Source organism: Thermococcus sp. GR6 (assembly GCF_012027415.1).
Lineage (GTDB): Archaea > Methanobacteriota_B > Thermococci > Thermococcales > Thermococcaceae > Thermococcus > Thermococcus onnurineus.
In genome coordinates, this window is the sequence record NZ_SNUM01000002.1 from 38,179 (window position 1) to 55,092 (window position 16,914).

Sequence of the window (16,914 nt, forward strand, 5' to 3'; positions counted from 1 at the left end):
ATGGGACAGAAGTGGAAGCTCTATGAGGTTCAGGGCGGTAAGGTCAAGAGGAAGAACAAGTTCTGCCCGCGCTGTGGTCCGGGTGTCTTCATGGCCGAGCACAAGGACCGCTGGAGCTGCGGAAGGTGCGGCTACACCGAATGGAAGAGGAAGTGATTTCTTTTTCTTCTAATCCCTCGAACGTTTCTTGAGAACAACTCAGGCTTCTGTTCCAGTTAAGAAAACCTTGCTCAGACTATCAAAGCAGAGAAATAAAAAGAAAATCAGCTGAGAGCAACCTGAACAGCCAGGTCAGCTCTGACTATTCCATAACCGTAGTAGATGTCCCAACCAGCTTCACCGAGATCATCAGCAGTGCTATGCAGGATTCCTCTGACAGTGCTGGTGCTCATGTCATCGAAGGTTCCAACTGGGAGAACCTTGCCGTACTTGTTGTAGTAGGCAGCCTGGATGAGAGCGACGACACCACTGACATGCGGAGTAGCCATGCTTGTACCGCTGAGGGTCTCGTAGGAATCGTCCGGGTAAGTGCTGAGCACATCAACGCCAGGAGCGCTAACCTCGGGCTGGAGGTTGCTGAAGTAGGCAATCTGGTCGTTGATGTCGCTTGCACCGACGGCTATAACCTCTGGATAAGCTGCCGGATAGCTGGGACTGGATGCGCCCTCATTGCCGCTGGCGGCAACGATGACGACACCGTAGTTGTAGGCTTGGATTATAATATCGTGGAGGTACTGGTCGTCGGCGGACCCGCCGAGGGACATGCTTATGACCTCGGCAGCATCGTCATCCGGGTCGCCAACGACTATTCCATCGCCGTCAGCGTCGAGGACTCCATCGGGACCAAGGAGGGCCTGCTCAATGCCCATGGCGATATCAGTATAAGAACCCCTACCACTGGCATCGAGAACCCTAATCGCATAAATCTCAACGTTCGGAGCGACTCCAACGACTCCAATGTCGTTGTTAAGGGCCGCTATGGTTCCTGCGACGTGGGTTCCGTGTCCATTCTGGTCGTAGTAGTCTCTCGGCTTTGTAGAAACTTTGCCCCTCAAGGTGCTAACGCCCCAAGCCAGATTAGCCGCAAGATCTGGATGGTCATAGTCTATTCCAGTATCGAGAATCGCAACCTCAATGACGCCGTTGCTGGAGCCGTCGGTTATACTCCAGACGGTTGGAGCCTGAACACGCTCAATTCCCCACGGAACCGTCTGAGCAGGCTGGGTACTCCCAGGCTTTCCGACTCCCGGGGGCTTCCCTAGGAGAACCGCTTGGTGGTCGAACTCAACCATTTTGACTCCAGGTAGCTTCCTAAGTTTGCCCACCGCAGTTGAGGGTATCTCAACAACTGCGGCATCTATGAGCTTGAACTGGTAGATAACGTGGCCACCAATTCCAAGGACTTCGTTCGGCTTGAACTGGGCCTTATCAATGTGCACTACCACCCTGATCATCTCAGGCTTCTCCGCGGTTGCCGGAACCGGGAGTAGCGACAAGACCAGCAGGGCAAGGAGCAGCGCGCTGATCGCATGCTTACTGACCATACAGCACCACCCCAGCACATATTAGTTCAACAATACCTAATAAAATGCATACTTAAATCTTTCTAGAACTAACATGACACAACGCCACAGAACGTGGAATATCATTGTCAATACATCGACGAGTACACAAAGATTAAACGTTGTAATGGGTACCAAAATATGCACAAAATCAAGAGAACGAGCGTTAAACACAGAAAAGTTGGAGCCAACGTATTCCAATTAGCAATTACAAAGACCTCAAATCTCAATCTTAATTCTACATATGTGTTATCTCAAAAGTGAAAAGTAGTGAAAAATAAGAGAATCAACCAAGGGCCGCCTGGACAGCCAGGTCAGCCCTCACTATTCCATAACCGTAGTAGATGTCCCAGCCGGGGTCGCCAAGGTCATCGGCCGTAACGTGGAGGATTCCCCTGATGGTGTTGGTAGTCATATCATCAAAGGTTCCGACTGGAAGAACCTTGCCGTAGGCGTTGTAGTATGCAGCCTGGATGAGGGCAACGACACCGCTGACGTGCGGAGTGGCCATCGAGGTTCCACTGAGGGTCTCATAGGTGTCGTCCGGATAAGTACTGAGAATGTCAACACCCGGAGCGCTGACCTCGGGCTGGAGGTTGCTGAAGTAGGCTATAGCATCGGTCGAGTCGGTGGCGCCGACGGCGATGACCTCCGGATAGATAGCCGGATAGCTCGGCTGGTCAGCAGCCTCGTTGCCACTGGCGGCAACGATGACAACGCCGTAGTTGTAGGCCTGGATTATCATGTCGTGGAGGTAAGCATCGTCGCTCGGACCACCGAGGGACATGCTTATGACCTCGGCAGCGTCGTCATCCGGGTCGCCAACGACTATTCCATCGCCGTCAGCGTCGAGCACTCCGTCCGGACCGAGAACGGCCTGTTCGATACCAATGGCTATGTCAGTGTAGGTTCCGCTTCCCCTGTCATCAAGAACCTTGATGGCGTAGATCTCAACGTTCGGAGCAACTCCGACGACACCAATGTCGTTGTTAAGGGCCGCTATGGTTCCTATAACGTGGGTTCCGTGTCCATTTCCGTCGTACCAGTCAGCAGGATCCGTGCTGACAACACCACCAAGGGTACTAATTCCCCAAACGATGTTAGCGGCAATGTCCGGGTGGTCCCAGTCGGCTCCGGTGTCGAGGACTGCAACCTCAATGACGCCATTGCTGGAGCCGTCGGTTATACCCCAGACGGTTGGAGCCTGAACACGCTCAATTCCCCACGGAACCGTCTGAGCAGGCTGAGTCGGTTGGCTGATGAGCCACGGCGGACCGCCCCTGTAAACCTGAGCCATGTGGTCGTACTCGACCTTGGTAACGCCGTCGAGCTTAGCCAGCTTGCCGACGGCATTAGCTGGGATATCAATGACAACGGCATCGATCAGCTTGAACTCGTAGACGATTTTACCCCCGATTCCTTTGACGGCATCGGCCTTGAAGTGGCCCCTGTCTATGTGTGCGACAACCCTGATAGTCTCTGGCTTCTCAGCGACAGCGGGGACGGCAAAGATTGCCGCCAGAAGCAACAGGGCCATTAAACTACCTATAGTCACTTTCCTGTTCATTCAACAACACCCCAGTACGATTTTATGCACCCCTACATAAAGGCACACATACTTAAGTCTTTCGTAGGTTACATATGGCAAATCGTCATCAAATGCAAGAAAGTTCTGTCATGTGGCATTTCTAACAGGACAATACGTTGACAAGTATACAAAACACAAGAATCTTTCCAAGATGTTCGAAATATCTTCGGAAAATATTCACCAAAAGTCAAAAAGACACAGCGTTAAACACAAAAAGGTTGAGACACATCTACTTTCATGCTATATTACAAGGGGTTAAAGCTCAGACTTCATCCCCAGGTCTACGAACCAGCGGAGGACACGTTCCTCTTAGCCGAGAACCTAGCGGTTAAACGTGGCGACGTTGCCCTTGACATGGGCACCGGGACAGGCATAATAGCACTTCTGATGGCGAGGAAGGCAGAGTACGTCCTCGGCGTTGACGTAAATCCCCTCGCCATTAAGCTGGCAAGGGAAAATGCGAAGCTCAACGGCATTGAAAACGTTGAGTTCATCCAGAGCAACCTCTTCGAGGGGGTTGATGGGGAGTTTGACGTCATCACCTTCAACGCGCCGTATCTGCCCGGCGAACCCGAGGAGCCGATAGATCTCGCGCTGGTGGGGGGAGAAACCGGAAGGGAAGTCCTCGACAGGTTCATAGACGAAGTTGCCGATTATCTAAAGCCCGGTGGAATCGTTCAAATAGTTCAGAGCTCCATAACAGGAATAAAAGAGACTCTCAAGAGGCTGAAAGAAGTTGGCCTAAAGGGAGAAATAGCCGCTAAGAATCATGTCTTCTTTGAGGACATAGTCCTGATAAACGCCCTGCTTGAGGATTAAGCCAAATGGTGACGTTTAACTTCAAACAGGAACTTAACCTTTGGCTTGTTCTCGATCTCTGGCTCTTCCTCGGGAAAGATCTCGAACTCCTCCTTTTTGAGCATTGGAATCGGTTTTACCCGCTCGAACATGGGCTTAACCTCGAACTTTTCCTTTTAAACTTTTCCCCGATTGACGAAGAGTTTTTCGACGATAAAATATGGGACAGCTTTGTTCCCAACACCTTTTTAAAAGGGTGTCTGAAGTGGAGTTAGGTGAGACTAATGGCGATAACGTTCAAGTCCAATCCAAACATGCCGGGCGAGATTGCGAGACTGTTTAAAAAGCAGCATTACGCTCTCGTGGGCAGACACAGCTCAGTCAAGCTCTGCCACTGGCTCAAGGAGAGCATAAAGCACGACAGGTTCTGCTACAAGCAGAAGTTCTACGGAATACACTCCCACCGCTGTCTGCAGATGACGCCGGTTACTGCATGGTGCAGCCACAACTGCATATTCTGCTGGCGCCCCATGGAGGGCTTCCTTGGAACCGAGCTTCCTGGGCCCTGGGACGACCCGGCTTTCATAGTCGAGGAGAGCATAAAGGCCCAGCGCAAGCTCCTCGTCGGCTACAAGGGCATGCCTGGAATAAACATGAAGAAGTTCGAGGAGGCCTGGAATCCGAAGCACGCCGCCATAAGCCTCTCCGGTGAGCCGATGCTCTATCCATACATGGGCGACCTAGTTGAGGAGTTCCACAAGCGTGGATTCACCACCTTCATAGTCACAAACGGAACCGCTCCGGAGAGACTCGAAGAGATGATTAAGGAGGACAAGCTTCCGACCCAGCTCTACGTCTCGCTCACCGCTCCAGACATAGAGACCTACAACCGCGTCAATGTCCCAATGATTCCCGACGGCTGGGAGAAAATAACAAGAACCCTCGAGCTCATGAACGGTCTGCCAACGAGGACGGTGATAAGACTCACGCTCGTCAAGGACGAGAACATGCACAATCCAGAGGGCTACGCAAAGCTCATAATGAAGGCCAAACCAATGTTCGTCGAGGCCAAAGCCTACATGTTCGTCGGCTTCTCGAGGAACAGACTCACGATAAACAACATGCCGCGCCATGAAGAAATCAAGGCCTTCGCAGAGGAGCTCGTCAAGCACCTGCCCGGCTACCACATCGAGGACGAGTACGAACCGAGCCGTGTCGTTCTGATAATGCGCGACGATGTGGACAAAACGGAACGCTTCATAAAGCACTGAGCTTTCTCTCCCCTTTTTATGGAAAAAGTTTATTTATTCTGGCCGCTTAGAATGAACTTAGGGGTGTAAGATGATGAAGAAAGTTCTGGCTTTGATGATGATTGTTTTCATGTTGATTCCAGCCGTTAGTGCCGGAACGATAGATGGCTCTGTAAAGTTTCTCGGTGACTCGGCCGAATCTACAAAGCAGACGAGGGAAATAAGCCTGGCAGTCATGGCATTATCTGGGGCTGCCAGCGACCTGGACGGGGGCATTGTCCCGGACATCTCAACCCTTTTGGAGACGCTTCTCTCATATCAGAACCCGGATGGGGGATGGGGTCTTTATCCAGGTGAAACAAGCAACGTCCTCGACACTGCCTATGCTGTCATAGCGCTGGAGAGAGCGTATCCCCATCTGGATACAATGACCAGACTCAAAGTAAGGCCTGCCATTCAGAGTGGAGTTTCGTACCTTCTCTCTGCGAAGAACGAAAACGGCTGGGGCTACGTCCCTGGAACACCTGCCTCATGCTATCCAACGATCGTGGCCGTGTGGGCCCTTGGTGAGAGCGGCTACACCTACAACAGCCAAACCGTCCGCGATGCGATTAAATACCTCGAAAACGCCTCCTGTGAGATCTCCGGTTACGAAGCCCTCGCCCTTAAGCTCATCGCATATCACAGCACAGGATATCCCGTCGACAAAGAGACTATAGATGAGGTCAAGGACGTCCTCCTCAACGGCGAGATAACTATGAAAGAGAGGGCGATGCTCACATATGCCCTGGTTCTCCACACCCCAGTCGATTTTGACACCGCGAGAATACTCATAAAACTCGAATCTTACAGAAAAACATCCAACGACCTCGTTTATTGGATGAACACTCCGAATCTGTTCTCTTCCACCGAGCTCATAGCGACAACCTCCTTTGCCCTGATGGCGCTCTCCACGTCCTTTGAGACACTGCCTCCAAGCGAGGTTAAAAACCCATACGAGATGCCCTGCCAAGCCCTGAAGAACATGCAGAACCCCGATGGAGGATGGGGTCTGACTCTGAACTCACCCTCCGACGAGAAGGCTACCTACTACGCCCTTATGGCGATCAAGGAGTGCTATCCCGAGAAGGAGGCCATAGATAAGGCAGTGGCGTGGGCAAGGGAAGCATTCCAGAAGGATGCCCTCTGGATAGAGCAGAACGGCAGGATGTCCGTTGGCTACTACTACGCTCTCGAGATACTCTTCATGTACAATAATCTCACCGAGGAAGAGAAAGCTCAGGCAATAGAGCTCATACGCAACGCTCAGCTCGATTACGGCCTCTGGGGCAACACCGTCCTCGGGCCTCAGCCCTACGAGACCGCTCTGGCCGTTAAGGCCCTCCGCGATTTGGGCGTTCCTTCGGACGACCCGCTAATCCAGAAGGCTAAGGACTGGCTCCTGAGCATAACCAACGACGGTTGGGGAACCTACGTGACAACGAGGTACTTTGCCTACATGCTCAAGCCTGACGTCCTGACCACGCTCACAGTCCTTGAGGCCCTCGACGGAATAGCCACGCCCGAAGAACTTCAACCCCACATTGAGTGGCTCATAGAACAGAGGATTAATGGCGGCTGGCCCTACTGGAAGACCTACTACGTCTGGGAGAAGAACAAAGAATTCCAAGGAACCCCGAGCGTCGAGCTCACCGTCAGGGTCACCGACCTGCTCATCAAGTATGGTCACAACTACACCAATGAGACCCTCGACTTCGTGATGGAAGCCAGGGACAGCGGACTGATAGAGGACAAGACCCTGGAGACAGCGAGCGCTATACTCTACCTCTCGCGCTTCCAGTACGTACCGCCCGTTAACCTCTACGACATTGAGAGGGCCCTTAACACCGACGTGTTCCAGATCATTGCGCCTGGAATGGATCCGGAGAGCGTGAACGAGATAATAACCACGCTGAACGACCTCTTCAGCGGAGGCTTCATACCGGCGAACTCGACGGTCATCGGCGAGGAGAGCTACATAGTGATGGCAAACTTCGGCGACTACTTCATCAGAGACTACAACCCATACATGAGGTTCCACCTTGAGGACGGCACAGTGACGGTTGGCAACATCACTGTTCCGACCGACAAAGCAGTGGTCCTCGTTCCCGGCAAGACTCCCAAGGGCGTCGTGTTCTTCATATTCTACGAACCAGAGAACGTGGAGATAGCGAAGGAGATATTCACCACAGGCTTCATCAGATACATCAGGGGAGAGGCAATGGTGTTCCTCAGTGAGAACGGTAAGGTGCGCGTCATCGTAGTGGGGTGATTAAAAGGTGAGGGCTCTAATCATAGGGGTCGGCCAGTGCGGAACGAAGATAGCCGACCTCTTCGCCCTAGTTGATTTTGAGGCACTGGCGATAAACACCTCCAGGGGAGACCTGGATTACTTAAAACACATTCCTCACGAGAGAAGAATACTCATAGGGGAGGGCCTCACCGGCGGGAAGGGCGTCAACGCCAACCCAATACTCGGCAGAGAGGCAATGAAGCGCGATTTGCCCATGGTGATGCGTAAGATAGGGTCGATAATCGGCTACGAAGACATAGACGTATTCTTCTTAACTTTTGGCTTCGGCGGTGGAACTGGAGCTGGAGGAACGCCAGTTCTGGCAGAGGCTCTAAAAGAGGAGTACCCAGATTCGCTCGTCGTGGCCATTGGAGCACTTCCACTCAGGGAGGAGGGCATAAGGCCGACCATAAACGCGGCTATAACTATAGACAAGCTCTCCAAGATAGCCGACTCCATCATAGCCATTGACAACAACAAGCTGAAAGAGAGCGGTGACGACATAACAAAGGCCTACGAGAGGATAAACTACACGATAGTCGAGCGCATAGCCTCCCTGCTGGCACTTGTCGACGTTCCCGGCGAGCAGACGCTTGACGCGAGCGATCTGAAGTTCGTTCTCAAGGCCTTTGGAAGCTTTGCCACCATTGGTTACGCGAAAGCTGACGCTAACAAGGTCAAGAGCCTCTCAAGGCTCATAATGAAGTCCTTTGAGAACGAGGGGCTTTATTTGGATGCAAACATAGAGTCAGCGCTCTACGGCCTCGTTGCAATTCATGGGCCGCCGGAGCTGCTCAAAGCTACAGAGATATTCGAGGCCCTCGATTACCTCACTAACAAGATACGAGGTAAGCAGATATTCCGCGGCTTCTATCCAGATCCCCGCGAGAGAGAGGTTGAAGTTGTAACCCTGCTGAGCGGCATCTACGAAAGCAAGAGCATCGAAGAGATAGTACTAACTGCCAAGCGCTATGCTCAGTCGTTCATGAAGGCCAAGAAAGAGGCTGAGGCTAAGAAGAAGGAGCTGCTGAGCGGTCTGCCTGACTTCGACGACATATATCCAGGTGATGGGGAATGACCGAGCCAATAAAGGACTCCGTCGAGGTCGCGCTGGAGCTCGACGAGAAGGAGGTTTACGCACACATAGCCCACGAAAGCGCCGAGGACATAATCAGGATAATCTCCTCCCTCGATGCTGAAAGAGCCAGGCTCCATGGAGAGGTCATCTATTACAGGGACGACTGGGACGATTTAATCAGGGAAAGGATTGCAAAGGGAAAGCGTCACACCGCCTTTGACTTCTACAATCCGGCGCTTCTGGACATCTGGGAAAAGAAGGTAGAGGAAATCAAGGGGATAAAGAAAAGGGAAAAAGCAGCATACGCCGCCGTAGGAGGTGTCATTGCAGCCACGGCAGCGGCCTCCCTGCTGCTAAAACAGCCCTACTTAATTCTCGGCCTCGCGATGCTGCCAGTGATTCTCTTCATCAGGGACTACACGAAGGAGAAGCTCGACCTGATTTACTACGAGCTCACCCAGTTCTTCATCGATGAGCTGACTGAACTTGTGGAGAAGCATTCCCTGCCCCCCGAAAAGTACAAGTTCAAGATATTCAGCGGCGATTACTTCGGAGTTGCAACCAGAAAAGTCGGAACGGGCCTTTTTGCAGTAGTAAAAGCTGAAAAATCCGGGAGTAACCATTAAATAGATGTTCACACCATATCAATACTGAGGGGAGAATACATGATGAAAAAAGCGAAGCGTGGCCAGGTTTCACTGGAGTTTATGCTCATATTCGGTATAATGCTTATACTGTTACTTTACTCTGTGAACAACGTTACTTTCCGGGAAGGTTCAACTTCAACCGAAACTCTCCGTATTCAGGTAAGTCTTGAGGAGAAGAACCTCGCCAACGCCATATCCAACACCATAAGCCAAGTTTATGCCCAGGGACCCGGTGCCAAGTCCACCACCTACGTCAAGCTAACTTACCTGAAAGACCCTGGAATGCTTGAGAAGGGTCTGAACGTGGAGAACCCAAAGATATTCATAACCTACGGCAACTACAGCAATGATGGCAACGGTACTTACGTCACGGTCACTGGCACGGGCTTTAACCTCGTTCTTAGTGGTGGAGATAAGAACATATTCTGGAGCAGGGCAATGTATCAAGCTGTGCTGTACGATAACTCGTCCATATGGTCTCCCATAGGAAACATCACTATTGGCGCGGATACCATTTACGGCCTGGAGATAGACCCCCGTGATCTTCCTGCGACCCTAAAGATAGTCGTCGAGTGGAACCCTGACAATCCCAACAGCTGGACGTTTGATTCCACAAAGGGCGAACTTAGAATAAACATTAAAGCTGGTAGATGAATATGAAGAGGGGACAGATAAGCCTTGACTTCCTCTTTGCGGTTACTCTGATAACCTTAACAATGGTTAACCTAGTTTATATTGCCAGTAGCGAGACAACCTACGCCGAGACCTTTGATGCCGTTGCAAAGCTCAAAGCATTCTCGATAGACGTGAGAGATTCGGTTGTAAAAGTCTATGCTGTTGGGGACGGCTTCAGCGTGAAGAAAGAACTTCCCATGGACCTCGATTCAGGCGACAAAGTCACGATTACACTCGTACCATCCAACGATACCATCATGATAAACGCCACGATAGCTGGCAGGAAGTACCTCGTCATTCAGAACAGTCCCGTGCCAATTTACCGGGAGAGCTCAGTGACCCTCACAGAGGCCGATAGAGAATTCCAGATAGTGGCAACGTACAACGAGACGGAGGGAAGGCTGTATGTCGATATCTCATCGTAGGGCTCAAACCGCGATTGAGGCTCTCTTCATAATTGTTATAATCCTGATTGGAGTTCTAATAATAGTACCCTCCTACCTGAATGAGAACAGAGATATCTCACTAGTAGTCTATGCAAGGAATTCTGCGTCCAACGCCTGTGCGTACCTGAACACCGGGGTTGTGATCAACGAAGCTGGATACGCTCCATTGAACGTAATAATAAAGGCTGACAACTACACTTACCACACATTCCAGCTCACATCCATTAGCATGAACGAGCTGGATAGCAAGATACAGGTCAATATCATCATAACGTACTCGGGAAGCGCCGTCCCTGAAGCAACCCTAGAGGCCAACATAAAGCAGTACATAGTCAATGACCTTGCCTCAAACACGAACGTTCGGCTGAGCGGGGGCAAGCTGTATTTTGGTGGAAAAGAGGTTGAGATAAACGTGGATGTGGTGAGAAAATGAGGCGAGGTCAGCTACTTTCCTTTGACGCGATGCTCTCATTGGTCATAGTTATACTCATGCTGGGAATGATAACCAGCACATCCAGTGCACTAAAAGATGACATAACCATCATGCTGGGCTGGTACGAGAGGGCTAATATAGGAGACAACATGCTCGATATCATCGTAAAAAATCCCGGAGTTCCATCTGACTGGGAGTCGAACCCTTCAAATCTAGCCTATCTCGGGCTAGAGAACACAAAATATCCCAACACAATAGACTACAAAAAGATAGAGGCCCTAAATAAGGCCTATACTAATGGTGAGGCCTCTTTGAAGAGTGCACTAGTCAACTTAAGCATGGGGAAAGACTTTACCCTCGGATTTTACCTCACTAGAATTGAAATTGAAGGAGACGTGACAGTAGTGCCTCCCAACGTGGATGGTTCCGTAGATATCCCTTGGGGAGGGCGCCTATCCATCACACCCACACATGGATACGCCTATGGAAACCCGATAGTGGACATCGTGTGGGCCTATCCACTCAGAACAGACCTTCGCGGTACAGGAGGCATAGCAAACATAACCAACCTGACAGCGGGGGAAAGCTTTGTATTCAAACTCGCCGAGGATGCAGACGTGAGAGTTGACATCCCCGCTCCCGGTGGTCCCCAGAACTATAACATACCAGCCGGTGCTACGGTCTATATAGATGTGGACAGTGGGTGGCTCCTCATAGGATGGAACCGTCTCAACGACGGAACTTACGAACTGTGGATACCCTATCATAGGGAAGGAGAACAAGTCACGACAACATGGACAGGGACGATATGGTGGGGCCAGCAGGGAGGCGTATCGTCTACTAACCTTACAATTAGATACGTTTACGCAACGAAGGTCGTCAACGCCGACTACAACATGACAATGATAAACGGCACCTTTGTTGACAACCCATCAATCATAAAAGCCTCTATGGACCGCTCTCCGTGGATCACCTATACCGAGAGAAGGATTCCAATGACTAAGATGCTGTACAACGAAACTTATACTGTGACTCCGGACGCGCTTCCTGAGGAGCTCTACATTGGAACGATATACACGACCATCCCAGACTACATGGCTCTCAAGATCGCGTTCAACAACACGGGCTACATCGTCATGGTTGCCTGGATGAGGGGTGCCAATATCTCTGGCTACTCCGTTATGGCTGCCTACAAGACCGCCGCCGATTCCACAATGAAGATAATCGTCAATCAGACAATCAACGGAAAAACTTACATAAAATCGTACATCTCTGAGAGCCCCTACTACGCGATAATACCCTGGAAGGAGTTTCTGACCCAGATAAACCAAGGTGAAAGCCTGGATATATACGTCTGGGTCTACGAGATGAAGAACATCGATGAGGCCGTAATAACTGACCTAAATGGAATAGATACCATAATGAAGCCCCAGGCGAGCCTCGCCGTGTTAAAGCTGTGGGTGTGGGATGACTCATGAAGAGACGGGGCTTTGTATTCACACTCGACGCCATACTTGCACTCCTGCTCGTAACAATATTTGTGGTTAGCATAAGCCAGATTAACCCGAACGCCCAAGTTTACTCAACATACATGCGTTCTCAGTCCAAATATGTGGCAGAAGATACCCTAACCATGTTCAGAACCCTTCCCCTTAGGGAGCTCGTTCCTCCAGAGAAGCTCGAAGAGTGGATAAGCGATGGGACTCTCAACACAACGCTTGTAACTCCAGATATGTCCCCAATCGATATCGTGGCAACGTACTGGGCCACAGCACCGGTTTTTCCAGATGCAAACCTTAAGCACAAAGCGGAGGTAATAATGGGTTACGTCCTCAACAACACCTTAACGGACTACAACTATGAACTCATGATAAACAACTACACAAGCCCATATCTAAGAAAAACTGGAGCCAACTATTCAACGGCCTCGGACGTGACCCCCGCCACACTCCTACTCAGTGGTTATGCCTACAACCAGACGCCGAGGGGATACATGGCCAGGGCCTTTTTGACGAAGGCGGAGTACACGAGGAGTGACATCTTTGGAATTCAGAGGATTCTAGCCAGATGCCACTATTACGATGGGAAGTACAGGGCAAACACCCTAACCGTTCAGAGCCATTTCCGACTTCCAGACGATGCAGACATTAAAGACGCAGATATAAGGCTCGTTGCGAGAACTGGATATCAGACATCGTACTTTGACCTCAATGGCCACTCTCTCGGAACCGGATACTATCCTAACATTGAGAACTATCTCCAAAGTGGAGATAACGTATTGACGGCAACGTTTTCGACCAACTACAACAGTGATTATTGCTATGAGTTGGGATACGGAAGCGGATCCATGATGTACGTGAAATACTCCACCAACACAACCAGCTTCCAGCTGTTTGACCCTGTCAGGCGTTATGGAGAGCTCTATGACGTCCAGAGCTACACAGGTATCTACTACCTCAACGCTCTATTTGCCCCAGGAAACATAACGGGCATATCAATCCATCTCGTCACTGAGGGAGTCCACGATATACGTATCTACTACTCATACGGTTCAAACCACTACCTGATTGCCCACAAGCAAGTGTCCACCACCGGTGTCCAGACTGTGGACATAAGCGCGCAGGAGATAGAGAGCGCGCTTAACAGCTATGGTTTCACTCTCGACAACCTATCACGAACTTATTTCAAGATCATAATAGCCCTCGACTCTTGGTGGGACGAGGACATGAGGTACTTCAGATATGATACCACTTACCGTCTGAGGCGTCTCTATGGAAACGGTGAGTCCCAGATAGAAATCGAGTACATTCCGAGGGCCATTGTCACTAGATATTCTATCCCTCTGTCCATATTCAAGGACTATGATGAGATTCAGTACAGCGGAGAGAACTATGGAGTCCGGTATCAGAGGATGAGCTTCAGCTACACCCTGCCACCAAAATCAATACCCTGGTACGTTGATATTTGGACTGCTATTCAGTTCACAACGTTCACTCCCACCGCAATCACGACCCTCTCCGAGAACAGTCAAATACTGTACGATGACTACGCGGACATCTACATGATAAGGACTGCCTACTCGAGACTGAATGAGAATATGATGGTTCCTGGACAAGAGAATACCTATGCCGCCGAAAGTTCAGACGCATATCAATACGGCTTCAGGTATCAAGAGAGTAGGGCAATAATAAACTACTTTATCGAGAGCTACGCTGGCTACGGAGAGGTCTTCCCTGAGCCACTCCAAGGATATCCTAACTACAAAGGATACCGGATGACATATTACTACAGTGACGGCTTAGGAACATATCAAAGAACCATACTAATAGGGAACTCACCTTACCTAGACATATCCATTAGTGACCTCAAGCCTGATAAGTACGCCGTGGACGACGCAATTCTCAGGCTATTCAACAAGCTCAATTTCAACGATGATCCTGATCCAGAAGGCTGGAAGAGTGAGCCCTTCGATGGCTCATTCTCAAACCCGATAGATGTTTACCTTCCCGAGAGCATAAGGATTGACTTCGTATCCATGGGCAACATCCCCGGCCTCTTCGAACCAATTGCAATAACTCTCCGTGTGTGGAGGGAAGATTGATGAGAAAAAGACGCGCGTTCCTAATTAACTCAACTGTAATCCTTCTGCTAATACCCCTCATGCTACTGCTCGCCACTTATGAGGACATATCTTCCCAGATAGTGCTCTCTCAGAGTGAGAGGATACAGATAGAAAAAACGTACAGAATAGTTTCATACATTGAGATGGACTTCCAGAGAACGCTGGAGATATCGGGAAAGAGGGCCGTTGTCACGGTCGTTGACTACATCGCGAGCACAGGAAACTTTCTCGATCCAAACAGCACACCGGCGAACGTGACGATGCGAGACCTAATCCTCTCTGAAGAAGCCGACGGCATTGATAGGAGGTACTCCGGTAAGCTCATGAGTGATCAGACCGTATTCAGATGGCTGGTGAACATATCATCCGAACTCAGAAAGCAGGGATACACGCTCGAGATAGAGAACACCACCATCCCGGACATCGTCAACATGGACAAAAACGTAAGAAAGGACTTCCTGGTAAGGAATATAGAGATGACCGTTGCCCCCCTGGACCCCTTCAGAATAGTCATTAGGGCAAAGATGAAGAACGTTAAAATTTCAGACATGTCAAACAAGGTTGTGTATCAGGGGCCAATACCCAGGGAAGGATACGTATATTCCATAGTATCTATTGAAGAGCTTGAGGACCCCATGTTCTCGGCTCTGACAGGAGGAAGATACTTCCGCTCAATAAGGGCCTGTGAGTACCCCTATCCCGAACTCATAGACAGGCCAATAAAAGTTGTCTATGGAAACGGAACAAGCGAGAGTGATCACTTCGCGGGCATTTACTCCCAGACCCTCAACCAAGGTTACATCTTCTTCGGTAACATGTATCCAGGGGATGGTGCCTCAGCCTATGTGCTCCAAAAAGGAACCCTTAATATGACGGATGAGCCTCTCGTTGTGAACACGAGCCTGACTCCAGATGGGTTTCAAGTGAGTCCTGCTTCAGTATTCAATATAGGAGACCTAGGAGTCCTTGTTTTCACTAATGTTTCGTCTGGAGGTGGAGGATCTACCAACTGGTGTTCCCTCCTCGGACACCGGGTTAACCTTACTGTGGAGAATAACGTTGGATTGGACCTAACTGACTACTCCATTCCACTCCTCATAAGCACTGCCAAAGGATTCACGGTCCAGATACTGGACTACATATTCGGCAACACCGCTACAGCGGGCAATGGCGACCCGTACAGAACGAACGCGTCCATAACCATATACGACTCCAACTGCAATCCCATTCCGTTCTGGATCGAGTACTGGGATGCCAATGGTAAAAAGGCACTGATATGGATCAGGGCTTCAATACCGAGAAATGGCAACCTCCAGATACAACTCTACTTTGGGAACGAGATCGAGCCTACCAAAGGGAACGGAAGCACAGTTTTCGAATACTTCGCTGAGGGCATCACAATCGATGGGGGAAATGAGCGAGCGTACCTCCTCACCCCAAACCCCCTAAACATAGATGGAGGATTTGCCGTCAGATTCAGGATGAGAGCCAACGAAAATTATGGAGACTGGGACAGCGGGATAGGGGTGGTAGACACAGACGGCAGGTTACTGTTATTTACTGATGACACCCTAGAAAGCGGCGATGGACTGGCCATTCACAGACCCTGGTGGTACTATCTCTCAACCGTCTCTGCAAGGTATCCAATAAACATCTACCACGTCTACGAGGCCCTCATGAAACCATACTCCAGCTCCCAGAAGGACTCAAAGTTCAATGACATAACTGATGGCCGGGTAAACAACGACAATTACATCAGAACCTGGACTGATCCCCTGAGATACGTGTACCTCGTAACCGACAGCGAAAAAACCAACCGCAGAACCATTTATGACTGGGTGGCCGTCAGGAAATACACAGTCTCTAATGACCTTCTCGAGGATCCCAACTTTAACGGCATTACGTTCTACTGGAAGACAACCTCATTCAACGAACTCATTGAGACCAAACCTTTAGTGGGGGCTGGGTTCACGAAAACGCCCACCAAAGCAAAAGCCTACGACCTTCAGCCATTTGTAGAATGCGTGATGGATCAGAAGTACTTCGGAGCTTACAACGGCTGGTCATTCTTTGAGAGGCTAGAGAACAGCGATGAAAACCATGAAGAGTACTTCGAACTGGCTAAAAAGATGCAGGACGCACTTGGAATAAAGTACGGGAACGAATACTACCCCATCGGCCTCGTCAGCTTTATGGTGCCCTACAGAACCTATGATGAGAAGCTGTTTAACATATTCACAACCCTTCAGATAATCCCTGAAGAAGGAATCTCAAGCGTCGACTATAACTTCCTCAACTACTACTTCAACAACAGACTGGTCATAACCAATCCCGCCTATCGTGTTTGGGGCATATCCTACATTGATCCAGCGAATCCAAACCTCCTACTAGGCAATCCTCTCGAGGTACCGTTCTTTATCGATGAGAATACCGCGATAGCCATTTTCGGAGAGGAAGGTGCACAAGACCTGCTCAAGAGGTGA

At 50.1% G+C, this 16,914-nt stretch carries 15 protein-coding genes; 12 read left to right on the forward strand and 3 right to left on the reverse strand.

Annotated elements, in window-relative coordinates; translation table 11 throughout:
* Nucleotides 1-156 (forward strand): 30S ribosomal protein S27ae, encoded by a 156-nt coding sequence (locus E3E32_RS06530; RefSeq protein ID WP_012572872.1) that lies wholly within the window; start codon nt 1-3, stop codon nt 154-156.
* Between the two features lie 107 nt (nt 157-263).
* Here E3E32_RS06530 and E3E32_RS06535 read toward each other — a convergent pair whose 3' ends face one another.
* Together E3E32_RS06535 and E3E32_RS06540 are read right to left on the reverse strand one after the other, a co-directional pair.
* Entirely contained in the window at nt 264-1,544 is a 1,281-nt protein-coding gene (locus E3E32_RS06535; RefSeq protein ID WP_167731064.1) for a S8 family peptidase, read from the reverse strand.
* Nucleotides 1,545-1,848: 304 nt separating this feature from the next.
* Nucleotides 1,849-3,129, reverse strand: a complete 1,281-nt coding sequence (locus E3E32_RS06540) for a S8 family peptidase (RefSeq protein ID WP_167731065.1) — start codon at nt 3,127-3,129, stop codon at nt 1,849-1,851.
* A 258-nt stretch (nt 3,130-3,387) separates the two neighbouring features.
* Between E3E32_RS06540 and E3E32_RS06545 the strand changes: the two genes are divergently transcribed.
* Nucleotides 3,388-3,969, forward strand: a complete 582-nt coding sequence (locus tag E3E32_RS06545) for a HemK2/MTQ2 family protein methyltransferase (protein WP_167731066.1) — start codon at nt 3,388-3,390, stop codon at nt 3,967-3,969.
* Here E3E32_RS06545 and E3E32_RS10175 read toward each other — a convergent pair.
* The gene (locus E3E32_RS10175; RefSeq protein ID WP_255453211.1) at nt 3,966-4,100 is read right to left on the reverse strand and encodes a hypothetical protein; all 135 of its coding nucleotides are present in this window, start codon (nt 4,098-4,100) and stop codon (nt 3,966-3,968) included. The genes E3E32_RS06545 and E3E32_RS10175 overlap by 4 nt on opposite strands.
* A 132-nt stretch (nt 4,101-4,232) precedes the next feature.
* Between E3E32_RS10175 and twy1 the strand changes: the two genes are divergently transcribed.
* The 10 genes from twy1 (at nt 4,233) to E3E32_RS06595 (ending at nt 16,914) form a co-directional block, all read left to right on the forward strand.
* Entirely contained in the window at nt 4,233-5,219 is a 987-nt protein-coding gene (gene twy1, locus E3E32_RS06550; protein WP_167731562.1) for a 4-demethylwyosine synthase TYW1, read from the forward strand.
* Nucleotides 5,220-5,289: 70 nt separating this feature from the next.
* A complete protein-coding gene (locus tag E3E32_RS06555; RefSeq protein ID WP_167731067.1) occupies nt 5,290-7,509 on the forward strand; it encodes a prenyltransferase/squalene oxidase repeat-containing protein in 2,220 nt (739 codons plus the stop codon).
* A 7-nt stretch (nt 7,510-7,516) separates the two neighbouring features.
* The gene (locus E3E32_RS06560; RefSeq protein ID WP_167731068.1) at nt 7,517-8,608 is read left to right on the forward strand and encodes a cell division protein FtsZ; all 1,092 of its coding nucleotides are present in this window, start codon (nt 7,517-7,519) and stop codon (nt 8,606-8,608) included.
* The gene (locus E3E32_RS06565; protein WP_167731069.1) at nt 8,605-9,234 is read left to right on the forward strand and encodes a hypothetical protein; all 630 of its coding nucleotides are present in this window, start codon (nt 8,605-8,607) and stop codon (nt 9,232-9,234) included. The genes E3E32_RS06560 and E3E32_RS06565 overlap by 4 nt, the downstream gene beginning before the upstream one ends.
* 39 nt (nt 9,235-9,273) lie before the next feature.
* Nucleotides 9,274-9,909 carry a class III signal peptide-containing protein gene (locus tag E3E32_RS06570; protein ID WP_167731070.1) on the forward strand — a complete coding sequence of 212 codons (636 nt, stop codon included), beginning with the start codon at nt 9,274-9,276 and terminating at the stop codon, nt 9,907-9,909.
* Entirely contained in the window at nt 9,906-10,355 is a 450-nt protein-coding gene (locus tag E3E32_RS06575; protein WP_240910599.1) for a hypothetical protein, read from the forward strand. The genes E3E32_RS06570 and E3E32_RS06575 overlap by 4 nt, the downstream gene beginning before the upstream one ends.
* Nucleotides 10,356-10,515: 160 nt before the next feature.
* Nucleotides 10,516-10,809, forward strand: a complete 294-nt coding sequence (locus E3E32_RS10120) for a hypothetical protein (protein ID WP_240910600.1) — start codon at nt 10,516-10,518, stop codon at nt 10,807-10,809.
* Complete coding sequence (locus E3E32_RS06585; protein ID WP_167731073.1) at nt 10,806-12,287, forward strand: hypothetical protein; 1,482 nt, start codon at nt 10,806-10,808, stop codon at nt 12,285-12,287. The genes E3E32_RS10120 and E3E32_RS06585 overlap by 4 nt, the downstream gene beginning before the upstream one ends.
* Entirely contained in the window at nt 12,284-14,410 is a 2,127-nt protein-coding gene (locus E3E32_RS06590) for a TPM domain-containing protein (RefSeq protein ID WP_167731074.1), read from the forward strand. Before E3E32_RS06585 ends, E3E32_RS06590 begins: the two co-directional genes overlap by 4 nt.
* The gene (locus tag E3E32_RS06595; protein ID WP_167731075.1) at nt 14,410-16,914 is read left to right on the forward strand and encodes a DUF2341 domain-containing protein; all 2,505 of its coding nucleotides are present in this window, start codon (nt 14,410-14,412) and stop codon (nt 16,912-16,914) included. Before E3E32_RS06590 ends, E3E32_RS06595 begins: the two co-directional genes overlap by 1 nt.

What these genes read in the sequence shown, in the direction of transcription:
- E3E32_RS06595 (WP_167731075.1), top strand. Translation starts at nt 14,410, where the DNA reads ATGAGAAAAAGACGCGCGTTCCTAATTAACTCAACTGTAATCCTTCTG.
- E3E32_RS06585 (WP_167731073.1), top strand. Translation starts at nt 10,806, where the DNA reads ATGAGGCGAGGTCAGCTACTTTCCTTTGACGCGATGCTCTCATTGGTC.
- E3E32_RS06575 (WP_240910599.1), top strand. Translation starts at nt 9,906, where the DNA reads ATGAATATGAAGAGGGGACAGATAAGCCTTGACTTCCTCTTTGCGGTT.
- E3E32_RS06570 (WP_167731070.1), top strand. Translation starts at nt 9,274, where the DNA reads ATGATGAAAAAAGCGAAGCGTGGCCAGGTTTCACTGGAGTTTATGCTC.
- E3E32_RS06555 (WP_167731067.1), top strand. Translation starts at nt 5,290, where the DNA reads ATGATGAAGAAAGTTCTGGCTTTGATGATGATTGTTTTCATGTTGATT.
- E3E32_RS06590 (WP_167731074.1), top strand. Translation starts at nt 12,284, where the DNA reads ATGAAGAGACGGGGCTTTGTATTCACACTCGACGCCATACTTGCACTC.
- E3E32_RS06530 (WP_012572872.1), top strand. Translation starts at nt 1, where the DNA reads ATGGGACAGAAGTGGAAGCTCTATGAGGTTCAGGGCGGTAAGGTCAAG.
- twy1 (WP_167731562.1), top strand. Translation starts at nt 4,233, where the DNA reads ATGGCGATAACGTTCAAGTCCAATCCAAACATGCCGGGCGAGATTGCG.
- E3E32_RS06565 (WP_167731069.1), top strand. Translation starts at nt 8,605, where the DNA reads ATGACCGAGCCAATAAAGGACTCCGTCGAGGTCGCGCTGGAGCTCGAC.
- E3E32_RS06535 (WP_167731064.1), bottom strand. Translation starts at nt 1,544, where the DNA reads ATGGTCAGTAAGCATGCGATCAGCGCGCTGCTCCTTGCCCTGCTGGTC.
- E3E32_RS10175 (WP_255453211.1), bottom strand. Translation starts at nt 4,100, where the DNA reads ATGTTCGAGCGGGTAAAACCGATTCCAATGCTCAAAAAGGAGGAGTTC.
- E3E32_RS06545 (WP_167731066.1), top strand. Translation starts at nt 3,388, where the DNA reads ATGCTATATTACAAGGGGTTAAAGCTCAGACTTCATCCCCAGGTCTAC.
- E3E32_RS06540 (WP_167731065.1), bottom strand. Translation starts at nt 3,129, where the DNA reads ATGAACAGGAAAGTGACTATAGGTAGTTTAATGGCCCTGTTGCTTCTG.